Source organism: Alteromonas lipotrueae (assembly GCF_019249255.1).
Lineage (GTDB): Bacteria > Pseudomonadota > Gammaproteobacteria > Enterobacterales > Alteromonadaceae > Alteromonas > Alteromonas lipotrueae.
In genome coordinates this window covers 1-25,379 of the sequence record NZ_JAESDJ010000003.1, presented here as the reverse complement: position 1 = coordinate 25,379, position 25,379 = coordinate 1, and the positions used below count along the sequence as shown (strand labels likewise).

Sequence of the window (25,379 nt, the reverse complement as noted above, 5' to 3'; positions counted from 1 at the left end):
AAATAGGATTGAGGTTCACAATGAGCGAAATTAAAACGCAATTAGTGGTACTGGGCGGCGGCCCTGGCGGTTACTCTGCAGCATTCCGTGCTGCCGACTTAGGCATAGAAACCGTTATTGTTGATTCACGCGAAGTGCTAGGCGGCGTATGTCTTAACGTTGGTTGTATTCCTTCAAAAGCATTACTTCACGTAGCGAAAGTAATGAAAGAAGCGAAGCACTTGGCAAGCCATGGTGTGACTTTTGGCGAACCTAAAATCGATTTAGACAAAATTCGCGAATATAAAGACAGCGTTGTAAAACAGCTGACTAACGGTCTTGGCGGCATGTCTAAAATGCGTAAAACCAAGCACGTAAAAGGTTACGGTAAATTTACCGGTGCTAATACCCTTGAAGTGAAAAATGGTGACGACGTTACTACTATTACTTTTGAAAAAGCGATTATTGCTGCGGGTTCTGAGCCTGTAAGCCTTCCGTTTATTCCAGAAGACGATCGTATTATCGACTCAACTGGCGCTTTGGAAATGAAAGATATTCCAGAGAAAATGCTAGTACTTGGTGGCGGTATTATTGGTCTAGAAATGGGTACAGTATACGAAGCACTAGGTTCAAAAATTGATGTTGTTGAATTTTTAGACCAGCTTATTCCAGCTGCTGATAAAGACATCATGAAAGTCTTCATGAAAGATTATAAAGAAAAATTCAACATCATGCTTGAAACCAAAGTGACTGCGGTTGAAGCAAAAGATGACGGCTTATACGTAACGTTTGAAGGCAAAAATGCACCTTCAGAGCAAGTACGCTACGACAAAGTATTAGTGGCGGTTGGACGTCGTCCAAACGGTAAAATGGTTGGTGCAGACACTGCTGGTGTTAACGTTGACGACCGTGGCTTTATCAACGTTGATAAGCAAATGCGTACTAACGTTGAACATATCTTCGCTATCGGTGACTTAGTTGGCCAACCTATGCTTGCGCATAAAGCGGTTCACGAAGGTCATGTTGCAGCTGAAGTTATTGCTGGGCAAAAACACTACTTTGACCCCCGTGGTATTCCTTCAGTAGCGTATACTGAGCCAGAAGTTGCCTGGGTTGGTGTTACCGAGAAAGAAGCGAAAGAGCAAGGTTTAAGCTACGAAACAGCGTTATTCCCATGGGCTGCTTCTGGTCGTGCCATTGCGTCTGACGCAACAAACGGTATGACTAAAATGATTTTTGAAAAAGACACTGGTCGTGTACTAGGTGGGGCAATGGTAGGTACTAACGCGGGCGAAATGCTTGGCGAAATTGGTCTTGCTGTTGAAATGGGGGCAGATGCAGAAGATGTTGCATTAACAATTCATGCTCACCCAACACTTAACGAGTCTATCGGCTTAGCGTCTGAAATCTTTGAAGGTAGTATTACCGATTTGCCAAATGCAAAGGCAAAGAAAAAGAAGTAAGTTATCCATAGTTTATGGATAACATTAAAACCCGCCAATTGGCGGGTTTTTTGTTTTTGGTCATAATTGAAAACGATTGTAATTACTTAATTCTTTTTTTAGGTATTCTTAGGTGGCGTAACTCAGAACTATTGCCTATTCTTAAAAGAGGAAGTTAGAAGTTAGTTTTAAACGAGATAACATGGTTCCAAGTAACTCTCGCATTACCACAAAGAACACTTCACACCTAGAAACCAAACACGCCGAGTATGATATTGAGCTTATAGGTAGCGTGCTTCGCGTCGACGGGCGGGGCGTGGTAAATGAAGCGATTTTGAAACAATATCACGACGATGTTAAAGAGATTGTGTTGAGCCTTAGAGGGCAAAAATGGGGCTTTTTAGGATTTGTACAAGGTACGGGTATTTTAACCCCAGCGGCAGAAGCTACCCTAATAGACTCAATTAAACTTCGCAAAATCTATGGTATGTCAGCTTGTGCTTTAGTGGTGACAAACGCTGATATTCCAGCGCTGGTTCGCAGCCAGTTTGAACGGGTTTATATAGCTGCGGAAATCGATTACTTCTTTTGTGCTGATGAAAAAGAGGGGTTACAGTGGTTAGCCTCAAAGGGAGCTAAGCGGTAGGAACTGCTCAACCAAATGGTCAAGCAGTTAGGCGTTAATTTTAGGCGCTAGTCTTTTGATTGATGCCATGCAGAACGCGAAATAGGTGCTAGCTTCTGGTTGTTGTTTGGCGCGGCCAAGGCATCGACGTTAACATTTTTAGTATTGTGCAATACTAAGTGCGTATCGTTAACAGCGTGTAACGTTACGTCTGAAAGAATAATGCCGTTTACATCATCAAATACCAAAGCAGGTCTAAAATCGTGCTCTCGTGCGGTTAATGAAACATCGTTAAGCGTAATGCCCTTCACATGCCTGACAAAAAATCCCCAGCTTGGTAGTTCTCCAAACATGGTGTATTCCGGATAGGCATCGCGTTCTTGGGGAACCAAAAATAATTGATCGTATGGCCGATATGCCAAGCCCTTGTTAGCTCTTCCCGGATAGCTAATAGAAATGTGCTCAAGCGTAACATTTTCCACCAATGCATCGGGAAGGCCTGTTATTGAGGCTGGGATAGGGTTGAAGAACGTGTTTAGACCAGGACCACGCAAGTCATAATTAATATCTGCGCGCCCAAAGCTAATATGCGCATTTACATTAGTGATGCTGATATTTTTAATGCTACCAAGAGGTGTGTTTGTAGGTACATCCCGGTTACGTTGTCCTAAGCGAATGAAAATAGCACAACCTACGTTCTGGGCATTAATATTATTAATTGTGACGTTTTCCAGTTTTGCTCCGTCCACCGTTTCCAATGCAATTGCACTTCGGTACGTATCGAATACAGTAATATTTTCTATTTCTACATTGGTAAAACCGTTCTGGCTTTCGGTACCGAACTTAATCCCGTTGGAACTGGATCGTAGCACGCATTTGCCAATATATATGTTGTCATTATGTATATCGCCTTTGGTCGTAGATTTTAGGCAAATAGCATCATCGGCAGCGTTTACAAAGCAGCCAGTAATACGAACATTTTCACAATCGTTTATATCAATGCCGTCATTGTTCCAAAATGCATCGCTTTGTACCACGATATTGTCGATATGCAGGTTTTGGCAAGCTGCATAATGTTGAACCCAAAATGCGCCATTCTCAATAGTGATGTCGTAAACTTTGACAGTATTGCAGTGATGAACCGCTAGCACGCTGGGGCGATGGCGAGAACGGTTTCTTCTTTCATTAAAATCGCTTTCAATACGCTCTTTAGCATGATGCAAGCGGTTTATATTGAGCCCTAGTTGACGCCCCTGGCCATTAATAGTGCCCTTTCCAAAAATCGCAATATTGTGACAGTCATTAGCTTCTATTAACGCGTGAACTTTGCCGTTCGCATCTTCGTAGTCACGTATATTCGTACTGCCAAGCAATATGGCATTTTCGTCAATTTCTAGGTTAACATTGCTCGCTAGGTGAAGGGTGCCGCTTAAATATACTCCAGCAGGAAGCCAAACTGTGCCTATATCGCCACTTTCGCTGATAGCGTCGATAGTAGATTGAATAGCCTTAGTGTCGAGTGATTTGCCATTGCCCGTAGCGCCGTATTTTTTTACGCTTATTCGCTTGCCTATACTCGGTGAAACCCGGTTGCTCGGTTGTCGCGAAGTGCTAAATTGTTCGTAGTAACGTTCAAGCATTTTCGCCTGCAGAGTTCCTGAGAATAACGAAGCAGCAATCACACCCGATAGGGTGGTTTTCATAAAATGTCGTCGAGATGCAGGGGTAACCATGGTTAGAATCCTCTTTCGGCGTTTTTGACTAAGATTTAAAGAGTAATGTGGATTGACCTAAGCTAATTAATTTTGCTTCCTTTTACTGCATACCAAGCAATATATAGGTAGCTAATAGCCGGAATTAAAAAGCTCATCTGTAACCCCATGGCATCTGCTGCAAAACCTTGCAACAAAGGCAAAATTGCACCGCCGACAATACCTTGGCATAAATAACCAGAACCTCGCCCGGTATATTCTCCTAGGCCCCGAATTGCCAATGTGAAAATGGTGGGAAACATAATTGAATTGAAAAAGCCCACTGCTAATATAGACCACATAGCAAGACTTCCTTCCATATTTACCGCGATAACTATCATGCTAATAGCAAGTACAGCGTTAATGGCCAAGAGGGTTGTCGCTTTGATGAAGTTGAGGATGGCTGCTCCTATGAACCGTCCTACCATGGCGGCGCCCCAATAATACGAGACCATCTTACCTGCGGTGACTTCATTCATGTTGTCGATACCGAGCTGCATAAATAGGTTTACCAAATAACTGCCGATGGACACCTCTGCACCTACGTAAAGGAAAATCGCCAATACACCTAAATACAGATGTTTGTGCGCAAACAACGAGAAAGGGGGGGATGCCTGATCTTTTTCAACATGTTCACTAATGTTTGGGAGCTTCATTTTTAGAAACAATAACGCAACTATCACTAACGCCCCTGCAATAATAAGGTAGGGTGTTTGTACTGATTTTGCCGAACCTGCCTCACTGGTTGCAGCCAAAATAAGCAATGCACCAAACATGGGGCCTGCAGTATGTCCAACTGAATTAATAGCTTGCGCTAAGTTGAGTCGACTCGCTGCTGTGCTTTCTGGGCCGAGAACAGCAACATAAGGGTTAGCAGAAACCTGTAGCATGGTTACCCCTGATGCCAGAACAAATAAGGCAAATAGAAAGAGTGGGTACATGGATATCTCGGCAGCGGGATAAAATAGAACACATCCGCTAGCAATAGTTAATAGGCCCACCACTATGCCTTTTTTATAACCAATTTTTTCGAGGAAGCGGCCTGCAAATGGAGACACAATGAAATAAGCGCCAAAGAAGCAAAATTGAACTAATCCAGCCTGAAAATACGTTAACGAAAATGCATTTTTTAAGTAAGGTAGCAAAATATCATTTAGTGCAGTAATAAAGCCCCATATGAAAAAGAGTGATGTCATTACCATTAATGCAAATCGGGCATTAAAGGCCGCTGGGGAGGGTTGGCGTTCAGTACCAGAAGTCGAAATATGCATATTTATAGCCCTTCTGTAGTAGGTGGCATATGAGCGAGTACGTCGAAACAGGCACCCAATGTATGATAATCGCACTTGGCGCCAGCACTACTTTTTTCGTTTGAATAGGCGCTATTTTCACGGGTGAGAACCCTAAACCACGCACCATACTTATGGTCGACCATGTTCGTCCAACTGTATTGCCATAGTTGTTGGTACGCACTTAAAAATTCGTGGTTATCGGTTTCACTAAATAAGATAGCGGCAGCCGCAAAGCTTTCTGCTTGCACCCAAAAATATTTATCATCGTCACACCATTTACCGTCAGAATCGAACCCGTAGACTAGTCCTCCATATTGGTGGTCCCAAGATAAAGAGAAAGCTCGCTCAAATAGGGTTTTGGCACGTTTAAGTAGTTCCGGCTCTTCTATATGTTGGTGTAAGGCTAGCAGCAACTTACTCCACTCAGTTTGGTGGCCTGGTTGAAATCCCCAAGGTCGATAAAGGTTTTTGGGGTCGTGTTTATTGTATTCCCAATCTATATCGAAGTGCGTTGTGTAATGTTCCCATATCAGCCCATCAGACAGCGCAGCTTGGCGCTGCGTAATGTTCTGAGCAATTAGATAAGCCCGATTGAGATACTTTTCGTCATTAGTCGCTTCATAAGCCGAAATCATGGCTTCACAGATATGCATATTCGCGTTTTGTCCGCGATAGTCACTTAATAGGTCATCGACACTGAGCTCATCGGCGTATAAACCATAATCTTGTTGCCAAAAGCGACGTTCAAGTAATTGGAAAACAGCATCAATGTTTGACGTCACTTCTTTAAGACCCGCTTTTTGAATAGCGGCATAAGCTAACAAAACAAATGCGTATCCATAAGCTTGTTGGGTCATGTCTTCGGCTTGTTGATTGCGAATGGTCCACGCATACGACTGTGTTTCTTCATGCCAATGCGCTTGCTCTAAAAAATGTAATCCGTGCAGTGCAATGTCGGCATAATTGGGTTTATTAAAGACTTGGCTCGCCCTTGCAAAATTGACAATAATTCGTGTACTACTAACCAGTTGTTTGTATGTAGGGTCGAATATTTCTCCATCATCAAAATAATTTTGAAAATATCCTCCTTGAGGGTCAATCACCCGAGGCGTGTAAAAATCCAGTATTTTTTCACTGTGGTTGAGTAAGAACGCGCGCGAGTAAAAATTGTCTATGTGTTGAGGGGTCATATTATTACCTATAAACCGTGTCTAAAATAACAGCACAACAGGATGATGTTGGCGTTATTGCTAAAGCATGGCTGAAAATAGTTGTTAGTGCTATTTTATTGGTCAAGCCGATTTGTGAAAGGTAACATTTGCTCGTACAGAAACGCAATGTTTACTTTCATATAACATTCTTTTCACCAGTATAAGTCTATTTATTATGGCTTTATCGTTGAGTGGTAAACATTTTCGGGTTTACAAAAGCTATAGGAATTCAGGTTTTATTGGTTTGTCCAATTAAAGTGCCTAGTCGAACGTTAACAAATTTACTGAAGCCAACGTGTCGACTGTTTACTACTATATGCGAGGTTTGACACCGGTGTCAAAGGCGTGGTAAAAAATACTAGTTAAAATTTCGTTAATAGCGGCTAGTTCCACAATTAGTTTGCGCTTAAAGGTCACATTAATGCTCAATTTGCTGAAATCTACTTTATTTCTTTCAATATTGCTTTGTTGTTCGATGAGTTTCGCTAAGAACAACTACCATGAATATATCGACCCCTTCATTGGTTCAGAAGGTTTGGGGAACGTGTTCGTTGGCCCCAGTAACCCATTTGGCATGGTGAAGCCAGGGCCAGATATTGGCACTCACAGTAATAGTGGTTACGACCCAGATTTAACCAAACCCCTCGTTGGCTTTAGTCAAATACATGTCAGCGGTACAGGTGGCGGACCTAAGTACGGTAATATTTCTATTATGCCGTATTCAGGAGATTTCGAGTCGGTTGCGCAAACGAGTTTGCGTGCCAATGAGCATACCAGCGTAGGTTACTATGCGACTGATTTGGTTAAGTGGGGAATAAAAGCAGAGCTAGCCACCGCCGATAGAGCCGCATTTCATCAATATACGTTTCGTGATAATCGCAACAATGCGATTAAAATAGACGGTGGATTTTTTCTAGGTGAAAAAGCCGTTCCTGATGCAAGGGAAGCACAGCAATTTGTTGGTTCTCAGGTAGAAGTCATTTCGCCAACTGAAATTCGAGGCTATAGTCGAATTCGCGGCGGTTGGAATAATGGTAATGCATACACGGTGTATTATCATGCCCAGCTTAATCAACCCTGTGATAGTTTTAGCACGTTCAAGGGTGACACCCTTTATCCGTCTATAAAGAGTCAATATGACTCGGGTGATAAAACGGGCGTAGTTTGCCAGTTTAGCGACCATAAAAGTAAAACAGTTAAGCTGAAAATAGGCATTTCATTTATTAGCGAAGCCAAGGCAGCTGAGAACCTTCGAGATCAAATACCGCATTGGAACTTTAATCTGGTACGAGAGCAAAGTGAACAAAAGTGGGAACGGTTAATTGCGCAAATCGAATTAGATAAATCAGCAAGCCGAGAACAGCGCGTCATGTTCTATACAGGGTTATATCATACGATGTTGATGCCGGTAGATCGTTCCGGTGAAAACCCGCTTTGGACGGCAACACCTTACTATGACGACTTCTACGCCATTTGGGATACCTTTCGTACATCTTCACCTCTCATCACCTTAATTGCTCCAGAGCGCCAAGCTGACATTATCAATGGCATGTTAAATATCTATCGCTACGATGGTTATCTACCTGAAGGGCGCAGCGGTAATACAAATGGTCGCACTCAAGGCGGTTCAAATGCTGATGTGGTCATTGCAGATGCTTACGCTAAAAATTTAAGCGGCGTTAATTACCACCAAGCCCTTAAAGCGATGATAAAAAATGCCACAGTTTCTCCTGGTGGAAATAGCGAGAAAGAAGGGCGAGGGGGCTTAGAGGATTACAACCATTTAGGTTATGTATCCACCGATTACGTGCGCGCGGGAAATCGCACCCTAGAATACGCATACAACGACTTTGCGTTAGCCACCGTTGCAAAAGGTTTGCATCGCATGGGGGAATATTACCGGTTTATTGATCAATCAAATAATTGGCAAAACTTATGGCGTGATACCGAGCACGACGGCGCTCGTGGTTTCATTATGCCCAAAGATGCTGATGGAAAGTGGGTAGATGAAGTTCCTTGTACTATCAAAGATGGTATAGCGCAGAACATTGAGTACACGCCGCTTGCGCAAGACTGGCCAAATTGTGTGTGCTGGTGGTGTGGTTTTTTCTACGAAGCTAGTTCATGGGAATACTCATTCTATGTACCTCATGATATTGCACAAGTGATAGAGAAGAGTGGCGGTAGCGATGCATTTGAAGCTCGCTTAAACACATTCTTTGAACACAACTATTACAATGTAGCCAATGAACCTTCGTTTTTAACACCAACGCTTTATCATTGGTTAGGGAAGCCACATTTAAGCTCTGACAGAATTAATAAAATCATCCAAGAACATTACACCAGCGCGCGAGACGGTTTGCCGGGTAACGACGACTCGGGCGCCATGTCATCTTGGCTGGCCTTTCACATGATTGGCCTATTTCCCAATGCGGGACAGCCATATTATTTGATTAACACGCCACAAGTGAAGTCGGCTACCTTGCATATTGAAGGGGGGAACACCTTTAAAGTGGTCGCCGATAAGCTTAGTAAAAAGAATCGGTACATTGTTTCTGCCAGCTTGAACGGCAAACCATTTAATAACACTTGGATAGCGCATGAAGATGTAATAAAAGGAGGAGAGCTGAAATTAAAAATGGCATCTAAGCCATCTGACTGGGGAAAGGGTAAGTTACCCCCTTCGTTGTCGACCATGCAAAAATAATAAGTGGCTCTGCCAACATACGATAGTGAGTATGTTGGCAGGCCGATAGGGCTAATTTAAAGTAATAAATACAGGGTTACTGTAAAACCATAAGTCAGACCAAGGATCTTCACCTGGCGGGTCTATTTCAGGTTCAAGTTCATCTGCATTGTTGGTGCCTCTAACACGAATGTAATGCCCTTGTTGAATATCGTTAAGTGACATTTCGATAACCCCATATTGTCCATCTACCCTCCACTTATCGGGTGTAAAACGATGAACCACTGGCGCTACATCAGGTTCATCGCCACTCGTTACGTTTCCAATAATCACATCCACACGTTCGACCTTTGGGTTCTGACGGCCAAAATTGTGATTGTCAGGGTCATGAAATCGTATTCTCACTGTGGCATCGCCACCCGACGCAATGGCGATTGTCTCACCTATATTGGCAGTCATATTGGCGTTACTTTTCACTTCAACAGACAATGAATCTATTAGATCGCCAGTGGTAACAAATATTTTACCGTCGCGCAGTGCTTGCATAATATCGGCGTATTGTTTGTTAGCAAAAACATAGGTTTTTGAATATTCACCCGGCCAAAAGTCTGTTCGCCCTTCTGTGTAATGCATATGGCTATCGGATGCTGCGGTTATCCACCAACGCCTACCTTCACTGAGCATACGATCCCATACACCACCTACAATAGCGGTCATCTGATCGAAGCCACCCATAGTAGGGAAATGATCGTAGCCGCCACGTTTTCCAGATTTCTTTATTGAGCCATCAGGGTTCAGCGCGTTGGCCTGGTGTCCTGGCGCACCCTCCATCCCTATCACTACATCAGGTGCGGCATCTTGCCAACCTTTTAGTTTCTCGGGGGTGACCTTTTTGAAGCTAGCAAGCTTGTCTGCTAAACGAGCAGGGTGGTTTACAATTAAAAGCGGTTTATCTTTCTCGGCTTGCATGGACTTTAGCGCTTTTAACATAAAGGCATTGGTGTCTCTGGGGACGGAATTGGGTTCAACCTCACGTCGATTAAAGTTTTTTTCTATACGAAAAAGTTGTTCAGCTTCATTCGCAGTATGTGGAATGATTAAACTACAGTGGCGTGCTCCTGGTGTGTCAAATTCCATTCCGTAAAACTGCAGTACTTCTGGTGTGGCCTTGCGCGATGCAACAAGCTCTGGATAGGCTTGATGTAAATTTACCTTACTATGAGCAGGGCCACCATGATCTGTGGTAACCATCCAACTAAGATTGTGATGTTTTGCCATTTGCGCGTAAATGGCGGTGGCGTACTGTGCATCTCCTCGTAAAATAGGCGTAGGTGGGGTGGTACTCCAATCCCATCTAGCACTATATTTACCATGGATATGGTGATCACCTGCTAGCCACTCTGGTGTTGTTGCCTGCTGTGTGGAGCTCGGCGGGATATTACTTTGGGGCTGGTCAACAGTACTTTTGCATGACGCTAAAAGCGGGAAAGATAAAATCACTGAGTACAATGCTGGGTAGCGCATTACAGGCTCCTAAAATTATGACCAAATTAAAAACGTCAACGTTACAATATATGTAGTAATAAAAAAGGCGCCAGAAAATTCAGGCGCCTTTGACAATAAGTAACGGATTAAAACTTATAAGTTACACCTGCCATATAGGTTCTTCCGCTCGTCGTGGTGTTGTATTGACGATCACTGGAGTCACTATACTGAACTTCTTGTTGATTGGTTAAGTTAATACCTTCAATGTTCAGCTTAAGTGCTTCACTGAGCTGATAGAAAGCCGAGAAATCGACATAAGTGGTTTCATGGAATCCACGTTCGTCTTCGTCGCCAAGGCCAGACTCAACGCTACTAATGTAACGGTCACGGTAGGCTGCAGCAATGCGAGCGCCCCATGTATCTGTTTCATAATAGACAGTTAGGTTGTAGCTACTTTTTGATAGCCCTTGGAATGCCTTAACTTGATCTTCCCCGCTACCTTGTACATTGCGGTACTTACTTGTGCCATCTGCCCAAGTGTAGTTAGCAATCATCCCCATATTGTGGAAAGGTTCGGGCAAGAAATCGAAATCACGTTGGAAAGATAACTCAAAACCTTTAATAGTGGATGCGTCGGCATTCTGCGGTGTGGTTACATTAAATTGAGTGTCCGAAGTGCCTCCGTTTGGCAACAAAGATTCAGGCAACGACAATTCTGCAAGGGTTTTGGTTTCAGCTGCTGTTTCCGTGACTATAAAATCTTCAATATCTTTGAAGAATACCGCAGCAGAAAGGTAACCAACGCCTTCAAAATAAGATTCAATAGAGGTATCAATGTTGACTGATGAATACGGTTCTAAATCAGGGTTACCTATTGATACTGAACCAATGTCACCTTCTGCCAAGGTAGCTTGCGAAACACTTGCTGAGACCGAAAGCGCGCCTAAAGAGGGACGAGTTAGATTTTTACTTGCACTAAAGCGCAGCAGTACATCTTCGCTTACCTCATACACCACATTCAGGGTAGGCAGTACGCCTGAGTAGTCGCGAACCATGGTAATGTCTTCACCATTAGAAACACCGCTAGAAGTCAGTTCTGTGTTGTAGTAGCGCAAGCCTATACTTCCTCTAAAGGTCGAATCACCCAGTATGCTATCCCAGCTATATAAGCCGTAGAGTGCTTGGGTTTCTTCTTGCACTTCGAAGGCATAGGTCTCTACAACAGTATCGTCTCCTAACGAGAGATCAGATAAGCCGTAAAACGCTTTAACTGCATCCATGTCTAGTTGTAACCAACTTTGATCTGGGTGATCAGAATAGACTTCAGTGATATCAGAAGAAATGGTATTTACGCCAGTATTAAGTGGAGTATCTTTGCTTTGCACATAGCCTGAATCACGTCTGCGTTCACCGGAGTTAGTGAATTTTTTATAGTTTGCGCCAAAACTGATTGTGCCAGAATCACCAACTAAGTACCTAAAATCAACTTTGGCATTATCGTAGTCGGTATTCATGTAGTCTTCTTGGAAGTACAAGTCTTTAACTAACCAACCGTCAGTCGATGTAGGATCGAAATCATAGGTATTTACGCCATAAAAACGGTCTTGGGTGAAATCTGTGGTGATGCCGCTTCCTTCGCGCATAAGGTTAGCTTTATTAACCTTAGGTTGATTGTATTCAGAGGAACTTGTGCCTATTTGTGCTTCTACCGATAATGCATCTGAAATGACCCAATCTGCATTGAACGTAACCTGAGTAAAGATTGACTCATTATAATCTTCACGCGACTCTGTTCGTACAGTGGTATCAGAATAACGGGCGAATACCACTTCTTTATCACCGTTATTATCAATATATTCAAGCTCTTCCACGCGACCTAATGCGGTACTACTTGAGCCGCCAGTAGATATATGGTGCTCATCTAAGGTATTGTTCAGTTCGCCTCGCATGAAGTCTAGGCTTAAGTCTACGTCATCTGATGGACGGTACTGCAAAGAGGCAGTAATACCTAAGCGTTCTTGTTCGTTATTCCAGACAGAGTAGCGGTTACCTCTAGAAAACCATAAATCGCCGCTTTCAAGCAATGCAGCAGTGCCTGAGTCGATGCTATCACTATAGTCTGAAGTGCTTTTTTTACGCCATCTATAAGTGTTGTAGCCGTGCTCGCTAGACTTCCTTGTGCTATAAGCAACAGAGGCCAGTGCGCCAAACTTATCCCACGTATTAGACACCATGCCTACAAAGCGATTGTCAAAATTGTCAGTGTTAGTATTTGTGCCACCTTGTACACCAACCACCCCTTTAGGGCCGCTGAAGTCAAAAGGCTTGGCCGTTTTCAAATTAACAGTACCACCGATACCGCCTTCTTCGATTTCGGCAGAATACGATTTCTTAACATCAATTTGGTTAAATAATTCAGATGCGAAAATGTTAAAGTCAAAAGCCCTTGAGCGGGTAACGGCGCCCCGGCTGTCCATAGGAGATGAAGACGAACCTAAGGCTTCCATACCGTTAACTTCAACCCGCGTGAATTGAGGGCCCATTCCGCGAAGTGATATTTGTCGTCCTTCTCCACCTTCACGGGTAATTGCTATCCCGGGAACACGCTGTAATGAATCAGCTAGGTTTAAGTCGGGAAAATCAGCGATGTCTTCTGCAACAATTGAATCTTGTGCAACTAATGATTCGCGTTTTAAGTCCTTGGCTTTTATTACTGCGCCACGAAATCCTTTTACTTCAATTATTTCTAGCGTGTCATCAGCCGATTCTTGGGCGATGACAGGTATAGCATATGTTGTGGATAGGGCAGTAATTACACCCAAAGCTATTGCGGTTTTTACTTTTTTATTCATGGTTGTCCCCTGATTAACAATTAACTAACATGAATTTATAGGATTAATGACACCGGTGTCAACAAATAATCAAAATTTTCACCATTTTTTATTCTATTGTTAACTTTTGTGTTTTTTTTAAGCCATTTTTTCTTTGTTGTCTGAAATTTCGGCTCTTTGTGTGTGTTTATTCGTCTTTGTGGCTTATTTTTCGTTAATTTTTTGTACGGGTTAGCGACTTTTTTAGGGTTAATGATACCGGGGGCAGGCCATTAAAAGTAGGGGTGGGGCGGTTTGAAAAGTCTGGGTGATTGAGCGTTATGTTAACTCTTCACATGAAGTGGCCTTAGCGTCGCACTAAGGCCTGATATTGTGTTACTAGGTAGAACCATTTACGCTGAGTTTTGTACAACATTTAAAACGTCTAGCTTGGGGTGTATTCGTTCGCCGTTCTCGTCAAACAAAAAGCATACATCGGGATTTATTATCAATCCAACCCTTTGACCTTCTGCAACGTCGGTATTTCCTTCTAGCCTCACAACCACTTGTTGTGCGTTATTTGCTTCAACATGGATGAATGTTTCTACGCCTAAACGTTCCACTAGAATAACGTTCCATTCGTTCCCCTGATGATCAATATTGACATGCTCTGGTCGAATACCTAAATTCACCAGAGTGGCATTGTGATAAGTTTGGGTTAAGGAGACATCTTGATTACACTCTCCCAAGAAGCGATTATCTTTTATTGCCCCCGGTAGCAAGTTCATCTTGGGAATGCCGATAAATTGTGCCACAAATTGATTGTCAGGCTGCTGGTACAGAGCCATAGGTTTACCGACTTGGGCTACTTTTCCTTGATTCAACACAATGATTTTTTGTGCCATAGTCATGGCTTCTACTTGGTCATGTGTAACGTAAATCACCGTTGATCCGAATTCCCTATGTAATCGCATAAGTTCAGCGCGCATTTGAACTCTAAGCTTGGCATCTAGGTTAGATAACGGTTCATCAAACAATATGAGTTGCGGGCGTTTTACAATTGCACGGCCGATGGCAACCCTTTGTCGTTGACCACCAGAGAGTTCAGCCGGTTTGCGTTTAAGTAGCGCAGTAAGTTCTAGCATTTCTGCCGCTTCTTTCACGCGTTGTTTAATTTCCTGCTTGTCCACTTTTTGAAGACTAAGGGCAAACCCAATATTTTCTGCTACCGTCATGTGTGGGTATAGGGCATAAGATTGAAATACCATGGCGATACCGCGTTTATCAGGTGATACATGGTTAACAACCTGTCCCCCAATTTTTAATTCTCCGCTAGAGATATCTTCAAGGCCAGCAATCATCCGCAGTAGGGTAGACTTGCCACACCCGCTGGGGCCTACAATGACCGCGAATTCACCTTTCTCAATGTGAATATCCACACCTTTTACAATTTCAGTATTTTCAAATTGCTTTTTTATATTGATCAATTCAATTTGTGACATGTTGGTAACCTTTCTATCCTTTTACACCGCCAGAAAAAGTTTGTGTTAGAAACTTTCTGGCAAACGAAAATGCAATAACAGCGGGGAGTGTGTAAATAACCGCAAGGGCGGTAAGAAAGCCATAATCAATGGCATCAACCCGCAGAAAGGCTCTAAACATACCCAGTGGTAACGTTTGCAGTTCTGGAGAAGACGTAAACATTAATGGCATCAGAAAATCTCCCCATGCATTAATAAATGCAAATAAGCCAGCGGCGGCGAATCCTGGGAGTGCAAGTGGGATAAGTACATGACGTACCGTCTGAATTTGGCTGGCACCATCAAGTGCAGCGGCTTCTTCGTAATCTTTAGGGATAGCGTCAAAAAATGTTTTCATTATCCAAATAGCCAGTGGCAGCTGCATGGCTGTATGGATGAGTATCAGTCCTAGATAGCCATCAACAAAAGAAAAAATTCGACTCAATACTAACTGGTGTTCAACGTTATCGGTAATCGAGATAATAACGCTGTTTACCATGTCATTTAACGCTAGCATAACCTTGTAAACAGGAACGATGAGCGCCGGAGGTGGCACTATTCGAACGAGAATAATGGCGTATAGCAAAGGGCGTTTCCACCAGGCTTTTGTTCGAGATAACGCATAGCCACCAAAGCCGGCGAATATTAAGGTAAGTAGCGTGGCCAACCCAACAATCAGCACCGAGTTAACAATCCAGCGCAGGCCACTTTCATTAGCAAACAGGTTCCAAAAATGGGCGACGGTAACGTCCTTAGGGATCGCGAGAAATTGCGTTGCATTCGGGTCGAAAGCGGCAAGTAACACCCAAAAGAAAGGAATTAAACAGAAAAACGAAATCATGATAAGTGTCATGTAGGCTTTTCGATTTGAAGCACTCTCTGGCAGGCTGTGTGTGTGAGTCATAATAGTCACTCCAGTTTTCATACTATACTTCTACCTTCAATGCGCGCACGTAGACTGCACCTAGAATCATAGATACCACCAAACTCACCACGGCTACCGCTGCGCCATAGCCTAGTTGAAAAGAAGTGAATGACTGATTGTAAATATAGATACCCAATATTTCGGTGCTATTTGCAGGTCCCCCTCGGCTGAGGGTGTAGACAAGCCCGAATATTGCAAAAGTGGTTACCGTAGAGATAAACATGTAGAGAAATATGGTCGGCATCATAAGCGGTAACGTAATACGGGTGAAAATTTGTCTGTCTGAGGCGCCATCCACTTTGGCCGCTTCGTAAATATCTTTAGGAATAGATGCCAAACCTGAGGTTAACAAGATCATCGAAAAGGCTATACCTCGCCATGTGTTCACGATAATAATTGAAAACAAAGGAAAGCTATAAAGCCACTGCTGCGGCTCAATGCCAAAAGAAGTTACGATACGGTTTAACGTGCCATATTCACCACTGGCAAACATAGATATCCATAAAAAGCCTACGACCATTTCTGGCACCGCATTAGGTAGGCATATGATGGCATTAAAAATAGATTTGTATTTTACAGGGCGCTGAAGACAGATGGCCGACGCAAAGCCCAATACAAATTGCCCAATAACCGCAGAACCTACTACAAAGATAAGTGTAACTTTGAGCGAGTTCCAAAATAGTGGGTCGCTAAATAAGCGGCTGAAATTTCGAAGCCCCACAAACGATGACTCTTTTGCTGCAAAGCCAAGAAGTGCATCATTGGTTAAGCTTAACGAAAACGCGTAAAAAGCAGGAAAAACAATAAATGCACCCATTAGGAGTAGCGCGGGAGCCATCATAATGCGATAGCCCAATTGCCTTTTTGATTCGAAACTCATTGCCATACCTAATCCTCACTTACCGCGTTGTCACCCAACACACTTGCCACGTACGCTTTCAATAATTGTTGCGCTCCTTTTGCATCTTCTCGACCAATTAAAACTGCTTCTGTTGACCTTGCTACCCCAGCCATTACTGCATTCGCTCCAACGGTGGAGCGCAAAGCGCGGGCCTCTGGTAGTTGAGCATGTGCTTCCATTAAAGCACCTAGCTGATGAAAATCTGCGTGATCTCGTGCATCCATGCGGGCGGGAACATTACCTAAGTTTCTCGCGTAGGTGAGCGCTACATCAACCGACCCTAGCGCAAGCGCTAGCTCTGTTGCCATGTCGAGCTGGCGGCTTTTTGCATTAACGGCCCAAGCATAAACCATAGATGCCAGCACGAAAGGTGGCGAGCCATCGGCTGTGGGTATTTTCCAATTGCCTACTGCCTGTTCCACGTTCTTAATAGGATTACGACTACTGGCTCCCCAATCGAAAACCCGGCACCAAGTACCACAGGTTGTGATCATAAGCTCCCCTTTGGGAAACATTTCGTACTTGGGAATAACCCAAGGTTCTGGGTTGAGCAGCGGAGTCACGGGAAGCAGTGCTTCTTGTACCAGCGTTTGATAGAAACTAAAGGCCTCAAGGACAGCGTTGTCGTTAAGTTGGTATTGCCCCTGTTGGTTTATCAAGCGGTAATCTGAAAAGCCAGCCAACAGGTAGCGTAGCCCTTCGGTATAGGAACCCATTCCCCACGTTAAACCTGCTGGAAACAATAGAGGGAATTGACCGGTTACCTGTTTAATCGTACGCGCGCGGTGAAGTAATTCTTGCCAGCTTTTCGGTTGGGTAGTGTCTATACCGGCAGCCTCAAGTAAATCATGACGATAATAAAGTTGTTCAATCGCTACAATGGAAGGCACGGCATAGGTGCGATTGTCGAAACTCCCTTTTGCCAGCGAACTGACCAGCTTGGGTAATTGTGAATAGCCATCCCAGTTGTGCATCGCCGTCGTTAAATCGGCTAAATATCCAGCTGCGGCTAAATCGTCTAGTTGCACATCGCGGGGGATAGAAAAAATGTCTGGGGCGTTTCCTGCTCGTAGCTCAGTAACGAGTTTGGTGAAATAATCTTGTGCTGGAGCTGGATATTCTACAATTTTCAAGTTGATTTCTAGGCGCGCTTCAAGTCCCTCTTTTAACTGATAGAGCGCGTTTAGCCTGGCTGATCTATGTTCGGCAATTACGAGAGTTGGTTTGGTGGGATGACTTTTTTGTGAAGCTTGAACCATTGCGCAATCGCACATAAAACAACTAAAAACAATAATAGCGACACGATGTGCAAAACTACTTTTCATCGCGCGTAACCCCTGAATTGAGAATAAAGAGTGCTAATTTAATTACATTGTTCGTCAAAATCATAACAATATTATTTGCCTGCATTACATATAATTTACATTTTTAATATCACGAATATTGACACCGGTGTCAAGATAAAATTTAATATAACAAAGTTTGTTAAATTTAACCGAAAGCCAACACGTTAAATCCGGTAAGGTTATAACGCATTAGCCAATAACGGCTAGCTTGGTGATGAGAAATTCAAGGAGATAATAGATGGCGCTTAAGTTAGCGGTAATTGGTTGTGGTAAAAAAGCCTCTCAGTACATTGAAACGTGGATTTCACGTTCTGATGTGTCAATAGATGCAGTAATGGATCCAAACGAAGATGCCATGACGTTGGTCAAAAGTATCGCCGATCAGCAAGGCCAACCTCAGCCTGCGTGCTTCTCAAGTTGGGAGACCTTGTTACAAAGTCAGAGTGACAATCTAGATGCTGTTTATATTTGCACTCCCCATGCTAGTCATGCTGAACAAGCTGAGATGGCGCTTACACTTGGTCTGGATGTGTTATTGGAAAAACCAATGGTAACCAGCGTAGATGAAGCGAATCGACTCATCGCGGCACAAGAGTCTTCAGGTAAGGCCTTAGTGGTTGCTTATCAAGGCGGGCTTTCGCCTCTAGTACAACAGCTAAAACAAGATATTTTGGCTAATACATATGGAGAGTTGGTGAGTATTACAGCGTCTATATGGGAAAACTGGGCCACCACATACGCTGGCCATTGGAAGCAAATTCCTGCTGTTTCAGGAGGGGGCTTTATGTTTGACACTGGCGCGCATATGATGAATACCGTCTCAATGTTAGCCAATAGCCCGCTAACCAACGTAACGGCAAGTATGCGCAATCTTGATTATCCGGTAGACATTGTTACCACGGTAAGCGGTGAACTTGAAAATGGGACTTTGTTCAATTTGCATGCCTGCGGTAACAGCATTCGTTGTACTTCACGCATTGAATGTTACTTTACCGATTACGTGGTGAGAGTTTGCGCATGGGGACGCTGGATGGAAATAGAGGACAGTGATGGCAAAGTGGTTAGAAAGGAGCAGGAGTCTGCGAATAACCTAATGAACGTTTTCCAGCAAACCATAACGGGTGAAATTGATAACCCTTCAGATGTGCGCCAAGGTTTAGCGATGGCAAAGCTGTGGGATGCAATCAAGCTTTCTGCATCCCAGCAAGGTGCAATGGTTACTGTTGATTAACCTAATAAGGTATAAGCCAGCGTTAGCGCTGGCTATTTTTCTTTTCGGTTTTTTCGGCAATCATTAATTTACGTGGCTTCTTGAAGTAAGTTTGCTTCGGGGCTCCTGTTTCTAACGGAACTGGGCGCCCCCAATTTTGCATTGTCCAGCCACTTTCGTGGGGTTGCTGTGCCCAAGCGACCGCATTGGCTAAAATCTGAATAATGGTTGGATTTCGGTAAATGGGGAACGTTTCATGGCCTGGCGAGAAAAAGAATATACGCCCTCTTCCACGTTGAAATGTGCAGCCACTTCTTAGTATCTCACCCCCTTGATACCATGAGGTGAAAACCAATTCATCGGGCTCAGGAATATCAAAAGGCTCACCGTACATTTCCGATTGCGGTAGCTCCACTTGAGGTGGAATATTAAAGGCGATTGGGTGAGAGGGCTTCAAACACCAAACCCGTTCACGTTCTCCGCCATCGGCTTCTCGCCAACTCAAGTTACAACTTGTTCCCATTAAGCGTTTGAATATCTTGCTGTGGTGACCACTGTGTAAAACAATTAACCCCATTCCGGCGAGCACACGGGCTTGTAGTTTATCAATAATGGCGTCATCGAGCTCATCGTGATACCGGTGGCCCCACCAAATGGCCACGTCAGTTTTTTCGATCAGCTCATCAGGCCAACCTTGATGAGGATCATCTAACGTGGACAACGTTAAATTAAAACCAAAGGGTTTAAGCGCGTCAACAATACAGCCACCAATGGTTTCTGGGTATACTTCTTGAACGTCTTCATCTTCTTTTTCATGCCGACATTCGTTCCAAACGGTAACATTAATCATGATAGCGCTCCTAACGGTTTGATACTGTAATCTTGTACTTCCAGTAGCAGGCTTTGTAGTGCGGTTTGCACGCCATTCGCCAAAATATAACTTAACCAATACGTGACGCGCTGACTGAAAATATCGGATTGCGATAGGCTTGCTGGGAACACGCTACTGACATCAAGATATTGGCGAATTAATTCATCAATATGATCCCAATGTTGTTGGCGAATAATTAGCAGCGTGTCGGCTAAAGGATCTTGTACTTCAATGGTGTCGCCTTTTTGATCAAATGCCATGGTATAGCGCAGCCAACTTGCTATCGCAAAGCTCAAGCCTTCAATTGACTCCTGGCTTGCAATCCTATCAATAACGGTATTAAGAAGGCGTTGAGGCAGTTTTTGTGAGCCATCCATCGCGATTTGATACGTACTGTGATGTAGCACGGGGTTGCGAAATCTTTCCAATAGATCATTGATGTACTGCGTTAAATCTAAGCCGGGTGGGGCGGATAATGTAGGCATGATCTCATTGTGCATCACATGCTTTAAGTACTTTGTTAAATACTCATCGGCCATGACTTCATGCACGTACTGATAACCGCTAAGGAAGCCAATGTATGCTAAAGCAGAATGAGCACCGTTAAGTAATCTCAACTTAGCGTTTTCAAAAGGTTCCACATCTTCAACAAGGGTAACACCAACGTCTTCCCACGCTGGTCGACCGGCCACAAAGTTATCTTCAATCACCCATTGGCTAAACCGTTCTGATTTCACTAGGCCCAAATCCTGGATACCGTCTTGCTGAAAGTCTTCAATATCCTGGGGGGTAGTAGCAGGCACAATTCTATCTACCATGCTATTTGGAAACGAAACATGAAGCTTTATCCATGCCACTAAATTGGGATCCAGTTGTTCAGCAAATTCGCAAATTAAACCTTTTAACGTTGTCCCATTTTGCGGTAAGTTATCGCAGCACAACACTGTGAGCCCTTGTCCATGAGAAGTGAATCTTTTCTGCAAGCTTGATGCAATAAAGCCTATTGCCGATTTAGGCTTATCTAGGTTTTCTAAATCATGCACAATACTTGGATTGCTGAAGTCTAGTTTATTGGTCGCGGGGTCGTGGCAATATCCTTTCTCTGTTACGGTTAACGAGACAATTTTAGTGTCAGGCTTCGTCATTAAAGTAAGTACCGCTTCAGGGTTTTCTGGGGCGACAAGTAGTTGCTTTACAGCTTGTATAAGCGTTGCAGATTTTCCGTTTTTGTCCGACTCAATAACGTGATAAAGCCCATCTTGTGGGGCAAGTTGTTCGCGGACACTGGCGCTACGCAAAGATACCCCCGCGATATACCATGGAGCGCTCTTGCTCGTTAGGTTAACATTGTCGGTATACCAGGCTTGGTGCGCGCGATGGAAGGCACCAATACCTAGATGCACAATACTAATCGGGGCATTTTTACTACGATAGTTATCTATATCTAGCGTGGTGAGTAGTGCGTCGTTAAGTCTGTTCGTAGCCATTGTTTCCCTCACAGTTTGTATGCTTCCTTCGCTAGGTTGTAGGCTAAATCTTTGGCCAATGTCACGGCTTCTGATTCATCTAACATGTGTCGTGCAACCAATTCAGCTAAATAGGTGCAGTCCATGCGTCGCGCAACATCATGTCTTGCTGGAATAGACAAAAACGCACGGGTGTCGTCGTTAAAGCCTACCGTGTTATAAAACCCCGCCGTTTCGGTTACTGAGCGCCTAAAGCGCATCATACCTTCTGGACTATCATGGAACCACCATGCCGGGCCCAGCTTTAAACTTGGGTAGTGGCCAGCTAATGGTGCTAACTCACGGCTGTACACTGTTTCATCAAGAGTAAACAGAATGATACTCAGATCAGTGTTGTTACCGAATTTGCTAAGAAGTGGTTTTAACGCATTTACATACTCTGTGTTGGCTGGAATGTCCGCGCCTTTATCTCTCCCATAGTGTGCAAAGAGTTGCTGGTTATGATTTCGATGAGAGCCAGGATGTATCTGCATAACGAGTCCGTCATCCAATGACATCTCTGCCATTTTCACTAACATGTGGGCGCGGAAAAGCTCGGCATCGTCAGCGGTTGGGGTGTCTTGTACTTTTTGAAATAGTACGCTTGCTTGTTCATCGCTTAGATTGGCTGTTGCAGCAGTTGGGTGACCATGATCCGTTGATGTAGCGCCCATCTCCTTGAAAAATAGACGGCGTTGGCGAAGTGCATCCAAATACTGTGAATACTCTTGACAATCTAAATTAGTTAATTCGCTGAGCTGAACTAATTTGGCATTGAATTTTTCATGCTCAGGATCTACCACTGCATCGGGTCTAAAAGCGGTAATAACCTTGCCTGACCAATCACTGTTTTTTATTTTCTGGTGGTGTTTAAGGTTATCAGTCGCACATTCTGTTGTGGCAATGACTTCAATATTATAACGATCGAATAAGCTTCTTGGCTTGAAAGCTTCGGTTTGAAGGGCATCGTTAATGACCTGATAGTAGTGCGAAGCTGTGCTACTGTTTAGTTTTTCGGTAATATTGAAAGTATTCACAAATACATAGTCTAACCATATCCGTGAAGGCGTGCCTTGAAATAGGTGATAGTGATCGGCGAAAATTTGCCAAGCTTTTTCGGGGTCGGCGTTGGCATGGCTGCCATCTTTTCTAGGAATGCCCAATTGGTCTAAATCCACCCCCTGGCTATACAGCATTCTAAACACATAATGGTCGGGGTGAATGAGTAATTCAGTAGGGTTTGAAAAGTTTTTGTTCTCAGCAAACCAAGCAGGATCAGTGTGTCCATGAGGGCTAACTATTGGCAATTTTTCAACGTGTTGGTATAGATTTCTTGCGATATCTCGCTCAATCTTATTCGATGAAAAGAGGCGGTCAGGGTGCATAGTTAACGTGCTGGCCATAGAGTCTCCAAAACTTTTATTTATTGGTTCATTGGCTTTCACTTTGAAAAAGTAGGAAAGTCAGTAAACAGTAAATTTAACGATAAGTGTGTGTTATAAAGATATTTGACACCGGTGTCAAATATAGTGCAATAATAAGGCGGTACCAGTAGGTTCTGCTTTGCGTCTTACAAACGCTGTGTTATTCCAATATGGTGTGGCCAGTTAGATAGGTACGTAATACACGGTTGGCGCAAAGGTAAAGTGAACGGTCATCGGTGTTTCGTGAGGGGACAATGAAATATAGTCGAGGTGCACACTTTAGCCTTGTGTAAAATTGAAGGTAAGGTAACAATGCTTATCAGCGCTACTTTCATTTTCGTTTAATCGTAAGAGTAAATAGCTCTCAATCGAAACGTCATTGTCGTTAATGTTTAGGCTTTAGCGATATAGCTCGAAATTAAAATAGGAATATAACTTAAAACTTATGCGTTCGGTTACTATAAAGGATGTAGCTCTACATGCTGGAGTTTCAAAAAAAACGGTGTCTCGCGTTATTAATAAAGAAGCGAACGTTAAAGATGAAATGCGTCAAAAAGTGCAGGAGGCTATTGACCATCTCGGCTTCAAACGTAATCCATTAGGAATGGCCTTAGCTAAGAACCGTTCGTTTTTTATCGCGTTGCTAGCAGATAACCCCAGCCCTGGCTACATAATGAACTTACAGAAGGGAATTATGAAAGGCTGTAGAGAAGAGCAAATGGGGGTGTTTTTATATGACTGCAGCTATCGCTCTCCCACACTGGTTGAAGAGATAGAATCATTTATTGATAATACCTTGGCAGATGGCCTTATTCTAGCTCCTCCCTTGAGCGATAAACCTGAATTATTGGATATGTTAGATCGCAAAAATATCAGTTACGTTCAAATAGGAGCTAAAGACAAAACGCGAGGGGATTTTGTTGATATGGACGCTGTAAAAGCGGCCTACGATATGACAAGTTACCTGTTGCACTTAAAGCATCGCGATATAGGCTTTATTTTAGGCCATCCAGACCAGTACACCAGCCAGCGTTGTGAGCAAGGCTATAGAATGGCGTTCGCAGACGCAAACTTAAAAGTGGATGAGTCACTTATTGTCCAGGGCTACTACACGTATCAGTCAGGGGTAGATGCCGCTTCCGTGTTACTCAACAGAAACACTCCACCATCGGCAATATTTGCATCGAATGACGAGATGGCCGTTGGTGTATTGTATACAGCGCAAAGTCGCGGGATTAGCGTACCTAAGCAGCTTTCAATAGCCAGTATCGATGATACGCCCATCGTAACAAAAGTATGGCCTAATATTACTACTATGCGCCACCCACTAACCAGCATTGGGTATCGCGCAGCTACGTTTTTAATTGGCCGTTTAAAGCACAAGCATGCTGGCGCTAATAGTAGTGTGAATATCAGCGACAGCAATGAGACCTTTCATTGTGACCTTGTTATTCGAGAATCAACCACTTTGTTTACTGGTTAACAATCCAAGCGTGATCGGGATCATTATGAAAGATCCATTCTCTTTTTGGGCCCGCCATTACGTTTAGATAATACAGCTCGTATCCATGCGGAGTTCCGACTGGGTGATACCCTTTAGGAACGGTAACTACGCTGTTATGCTCTACACTAATGGTTTCATCAATGCTTCTATCGTCGGTATAAACCCGTTGAAAAGCAAAGCCTTGTTTAGGGTTAAGCTTGTGATAATACGTTTCTTCTAATGCACTCTCTTGTGGTATTGCGTCGGTGTCATGTTTATGAGGTGGATAGCTTGACCAATGACCACTGGGGGTGATGACTTCAGTGATCAGTAAACGTTCTGCATCTACATTGTCCATCATTATATTGCGAATGTGACGTAAATTAGTGCCACTTCCCCTTGTCATCGTGACACAATCTTGAGGCGTAATAAGCTTTACAGGGTAAAGGCCCTTTGCGGGGGCACGGCAAAGGGCTACCTCTAATGAGGTTAGCGCGTTTATCGTCAATTCCTGTTTTGGTGGAGCATAAACGGCGTAAGGGGCTATACCATCAAATGCTGAAGCTCTATGGCCGATATTACTAAACAATTGCTCTTGTGTCGTAACGTCTGCGACTCCAGAGATAATCACTGCACAAAGCTCAGTATTTTGGGTGTTGACCACCAGGGTATCATCAGCTTCAAGCATCACCACCTCAAAACCAACAAACTGCCAGTTCGCCGATTCTGGGGTTATATTAATAATACGTTTGTCTGCGCCTGCTTCTTTAGGGCGTATATGTAAATGAGACATGCCAATTCCTATCAGGTTTGAGATGGGTGGTGAATAAGACCAAGCATTAATGCTTGAATAATATTAAAGCTGCTATTAAGCGAACGAAATGAGTGGATCTCCGCTTCTTTAACTTTTATG

General features: G+C 43.5%; 18 protein-coding genes. 5 read left to right on the top strand and 13 right to left on the bottom strand.

Annotation, left to right across the window (positions count from 1 at the left end):
* Nucleotides 1-20: 20 nt before the first annotated feature.
* Together lpdA and KYS23_RS20665 are read left to right on the top strand one after the other, a co-directional pair.
* Complete coding sequence (gene lpdA / locus KYS23_RS05440) at nt 21-1,442, top strand: dihydrolipoyl dehydrogenase (RefSeq protein ID WP_218418189.1); 1,422 nt, start codon at nt 21-23, stop codon at nt 1,440-1,442.
* A 181-nt stretch (nt 1,443-1,623) separates the two neighbouring features.
* On the top strand, nt 1,624-2,067 hold the full coding sequence (locus KYS23_RS20665; RefSeq protein ID WP_246604305.1) for a hypothetical protein: 444 nt from the start codon (nt 1,624-1,626) through the stop codon (nt 2,065-2,067).
* A gap of 47 nt (nt 2,068-2,114) precedes the next feature.
* Here KYS23_RS20665 and KYS23_RS05430 read toward each other — a convergent pair whose 3' ends face one another.
* From KYS23_RS05430 to KYS23_RS05420, 3 genes are all read right to left on the bottom strand, one after another.
* Complete coding sequence (locus KYS23_RS05430) at nt 2,115-3,779, bottom strand: glycoside hydrolase family 28 protein (RefSeq protein ID WP_159532724.1); 1,665 nt, start codon at nt 3,777-3,779, stop codon at nt 2,115-2,117.
* A gap of 62 nt (nt 3,780-3,841) precedes the next feature.
* Nucleotides 3,842-5,068: a sugar MFS transporter gene (locus KYS23_RS05425; protein WP_052364424.1), complete on the bottom strand. Its 1,227-nt coding sequence runs from the start codon at nt 5,066-5,068 to the stop codon at nt 3,842-3,844.
* 2 nt (nt 5,069-5,070) lie between these two features.
* Nucleotides 5,071-6,279, bottom strand: coding sequence for an AGE family epimerase/isomerase (locus tag KYS23_RS05420; RefSeq protein WP_159532722.1), 1,209 nt, complete (start codon nt 6,277-6,279; stop codon nt 5,071-5,073).
* Nucleotides 6,280-6,721: 442 nt separating this feature from the next.
* On the opposite strand from KYS23_RS05420, the gene KYS23_RS05415 reads away from it, so the two are divergent.
* Entirely contained in the window at nt 6,722-9,007 is a 2,286-nt protein-coding gene (locus KYS23_RS05415) for a GH92 family glycosyl hydrolase (protein ID WP_159532720.1), read from the top strand.
* A 51-nt stretch (nt 9,008-9,058) separates the two neighbouring features.
* On the opposite strand, the gene KYS23_RS05410 is transcribed toward KYS23_RS05415, so the two are convergent.
* The 6 genes from KYS23_RS05410 to KYS23_RS05385 form a co-directional block, all read right to left on the bottom strand.
* Nucleotides 9,059-10,510, bottom strand: coding sequence for a CehA/McbA family metallohydrolase domain-containing protein (locus KYS23_RS05410; protein ID WP_159532718.1), 1,452 nt, complete (start codon nt 10,508-10,510; stop codon nt 9,059-9,061).
* Nucleotides 10,511-10,617: 107 nt separating this feature from the next.
* Nucleotides 10,618-13,323 (bottom strand): TonB-dependent receptor, encoded by a 2,706-nt coding sequence (locus KYS23_RS05405; protein ID WP_159532716.1) that lies wholly within the window; start codon nt 13,321-13,323, stop codon nt 10,618-10,620.
* Nucleotides 13,324-13,694: 371 nt separating this feature from the next.
* On the bottom strand, nt 13,695-14,783 hold the full coding sequence (locus KYS23_RS05400; protein ID WP_159532714.1) for an ABC transporter ATP-binding protein: 1,089 nt from the start codon (nt 14,781-14,783) through the stop codon (nt 13,695-13,697).
* 13 nt (nt 14,784-14,796) lie between these two features.
* The gene (locus tag KYS23_RS05395; protein WP_197035934.1) at nt 14,797-15,705 is read right to left on the bottom strand and encodes a carbohydrate ABC transporter permease; all 909 of its coding nucleotides are present in this window, start codon (nt 15,703-15,705) and stop codon (nt 14,797-14,799) included.
* 22 nt (nt 15,706-15,727) lie between these two features.
* Nucleotides 15,728-16,606 (bottom strand): carbohydrate ABC transporter permease, encoded by an 879-nt coding sequence (locus KYS23_RS05390; protein WP_218418188.1) that lies wholly within the window; start codon nt 16,604-16,606, stop codon nt 15,728-15,730.
* Between the two features lie 8 nt (nt 16,607-16,614).
* Entirely contained in the window at nt 16,615-17,952 is a 1,338-nt protein-coding gene (locus tag KYS23_RS05385) for an ABC transporter substrate-binding protein (RefSeq protein WP_218418187.1), read from the bottom strand.
* Nucleotides 17,953-18,211: 259 nt separating this feature from the next.
* Between KYS23_RS05385 and KYS23_RS05380 the strand changes: the two genes are divergently transcribed.
* Nucleotides 18,212-19,204 (top strand): Gfo/Idh/MocA family protein, encoded by a 993-nt coding sequence (locus KYS23_RS05380; RefSeq protein ID WP_044057808.1) that lies wholly within the window; start codon nt 18,212-18,214, stop codon nt 19,202-19,204.
* Nucleotides 19,205-19,226: 22 nt separating this feature from the next.
* On the opposite strand, the gene KYS23_RS05375 is transcribed toward KYS23_RS05380, so the two are convergent.
* Genes KYS23_RS05375 through uxaC form a run of 3 tightly spaced genes read right to left on the bottom strand, consistent with a single transcriptional unit; the run spans nt 19,227 to nt 22,962 of the window.
* Nucleotides 19,227-20,033, bottom strand: coding sequence for a ThuA domain-containing protein (locus KYS23_RS05375; protein WP_201299276.1), 807 nt, complete (start codon nt 20,031-20,033; stop codon nt 19,227-19,229).
* Nucleotides 20,030-21,541: a mannitol dehydrogenase family protein gene (locus KYS23_RS05370; RefSeq protein WP_218418186.1), complete on the bottom strand. Its 1,512-nt coding sequence runs from the start codon at nt 21,539-21,541 to the stop codon at nt 20,030-20,032. The genes KYS23_RS05375 and KYS23_RS05370 overlap by 4 nt, the downstream gene beginning before the upstream one ends.
* An 8-nt stretch (nt 21,542-21,549) precedes the next feature.
* Entirely contained in the window at nt 21,550-22,962 is a 1,413-nt protein-coding gene (uxaC, locus tag KYS23_RS05365; protein WP_159532708.1) for a glucuronate isomerase, read from the bottom strand.
* Nucleotides 22,963-23,428: 466 nt separating this feature from the next.
* Between uxaC and KYS23_RS05360 the strand changes: the two genes are divergently transcribed.
* Entirely contained in the window at nt 23,429-24,466 is a 1,038-nt protein-coding gene (locus tag KYS23_RS05360) for a LacI family DNA-binding transcriptional regulator (RefSeq protein WP_159532706.1), read from the top strand.
* On the opposite strand, the gene iolB is transcribed toward KYS23_RS05360, so the two are convergent.
* Entirely contained in the window at nt 24,456-25,259 is an 804-nt protein-coding gene (iolB, locus tag KYS23_RS05355) for a 5-deoxy-glucuronate isomerase (protein ID WP_218397388.1), read from the bottom strand. The two genes, KYS23_RS05360 and iolB, sit on opposite strands and share 11 nt — an antisense overlap.
* Nucleotides 25,260-25,379: the final 120 nt, after the last annotated feature.

Excerpts from the sequence above, each read along its gene's own strand:
- lpdA (WP_218418189.1), top strand. The coding sequence starts at position 21 with ATGAGCGAAATTAAAACGCAATTAGTGGTACTGGGCGGCGGCCCTGGC.
- KYS23_RS20665 (WP_246604305.1), top strand. The coding sequence starts at position 1,624 with ATGGTTCCAAGTAACTCTCGCATTACCACAAAGAACACTTCACACCTA.
- KYS23_RS05430 (WP_159532724.1), bottom strand. The coding sequence starts at position 3,779 with ATGGTTACCCCTGCATCTCGACGACATTTTATGAAAACCACCCTATCG.
- KYS23_RS05425 (WP_052364424.1), bottom strand. The coding sequence starts at position 5,068 with ATGCATATTTCGACTTCTGGTACTGAACGCCAACCCTCCCCAGCGGCC.
- KYS23_RS05420 (WP_159532722.1), bottom strand. The coding sequence starts at position 6,279 with ATGACCCCTCAACACATAGACAATTTTTACTCGCGCGCGTTCTTACTC.
- KYS23_RS05415 (WP_159532720.1), top strand. The coding sequence starts at position 6,722 with ATGCTCAATTTGCTGAAATCTACTTTATTTCTTTCAATATTGCTTTGT.
- KYS23_RS05410 (WP_159532718.1), bottom strand. The coding sequence starts at position 10,510 with ATGCGCTACCCAGCATTGTACTCAGTGATTTTATCTTTCCCGCTTTTA.
- KYS23_RS05405 (WP_159532716.1), bottom strand. The coding sequence starts at position 13,323 with ATGAATAAAAAAGTAAAAACCGCAATAGCTTTGGGTGTAATTACTGCC.
- KYS23_RS05400 (WP_159532714.1), bottom strand. The coding sequence starts at position 14,783 with ATGTCACAAATTGAATTGATCAATATAAAAAAGCAATTTGAAAATACT.
- KYS23_RS05395 (WP_197035934.1), bottom strand. The coding sequence starts at position 15,705 with ATGACTCACACACACAGCCTGCCAGAGAGTGCTTCAAATCGAAAAGCC.
- KYS23_RS05390 (WP_218418188.1), bottom strand. The coding sequence starts at position 16,606 with ATGAGTTTCGAATCAAAAAGGCAATTGGGCTATCGCATTATGATGGCT.
- KYS23_RS05385 (WP_218418187.1), bottom strand. The coding sequence starts at position 17,952 with ATGAAAAGTAGTTTTGCACATCGTGTCGCTATTATTGTTTTTAGTTGT.
- KYS23_RS05380 (WP_044057808.1), top strand. The coding sequence starts at position 18,212 with ATGGCGCTTAAGTTAGCGGTAATTGGTTGTGGTAAAAAAGCCTCTCAG.
- KYS23_RS05375 (WP_201299276.1), bottom strand. The coding sequence starts at position 20,033 with ATGATTAATGTTACCGTTTGGAACGAATGTCGGCATGAAAAAGAAGAT.
- KYS23_RS05370 (WP_218418186.1), bottom strand. The coding sequence starts at position 21,541 with ATGGCTACGAACAGACTTAACGACGCACTACTCACCACGCTAGATATA.
- uxaC (WP_159532708.1), bottom strand. The coding sequence starts at position 22,962 with ATGGCCAGCACGTTAACTATGCACCCTGACCGCCTCTTTTCATCGAAT.
- KYS23_RS05360 (WP_159532706.1), top strand. The coding sequence starts at position 23,429 with ATGCGTTCGGTTACTATAAAGGATGTAGCTCTACATGCTGGAGTTTCA.
- iolB (WP_218397388.1), bottom strand. The coding sequence starts at position 25,259 with ATGTCTCATTTACATATACGCCCTAAAGAAGCAGGCGCAGACAAACGT.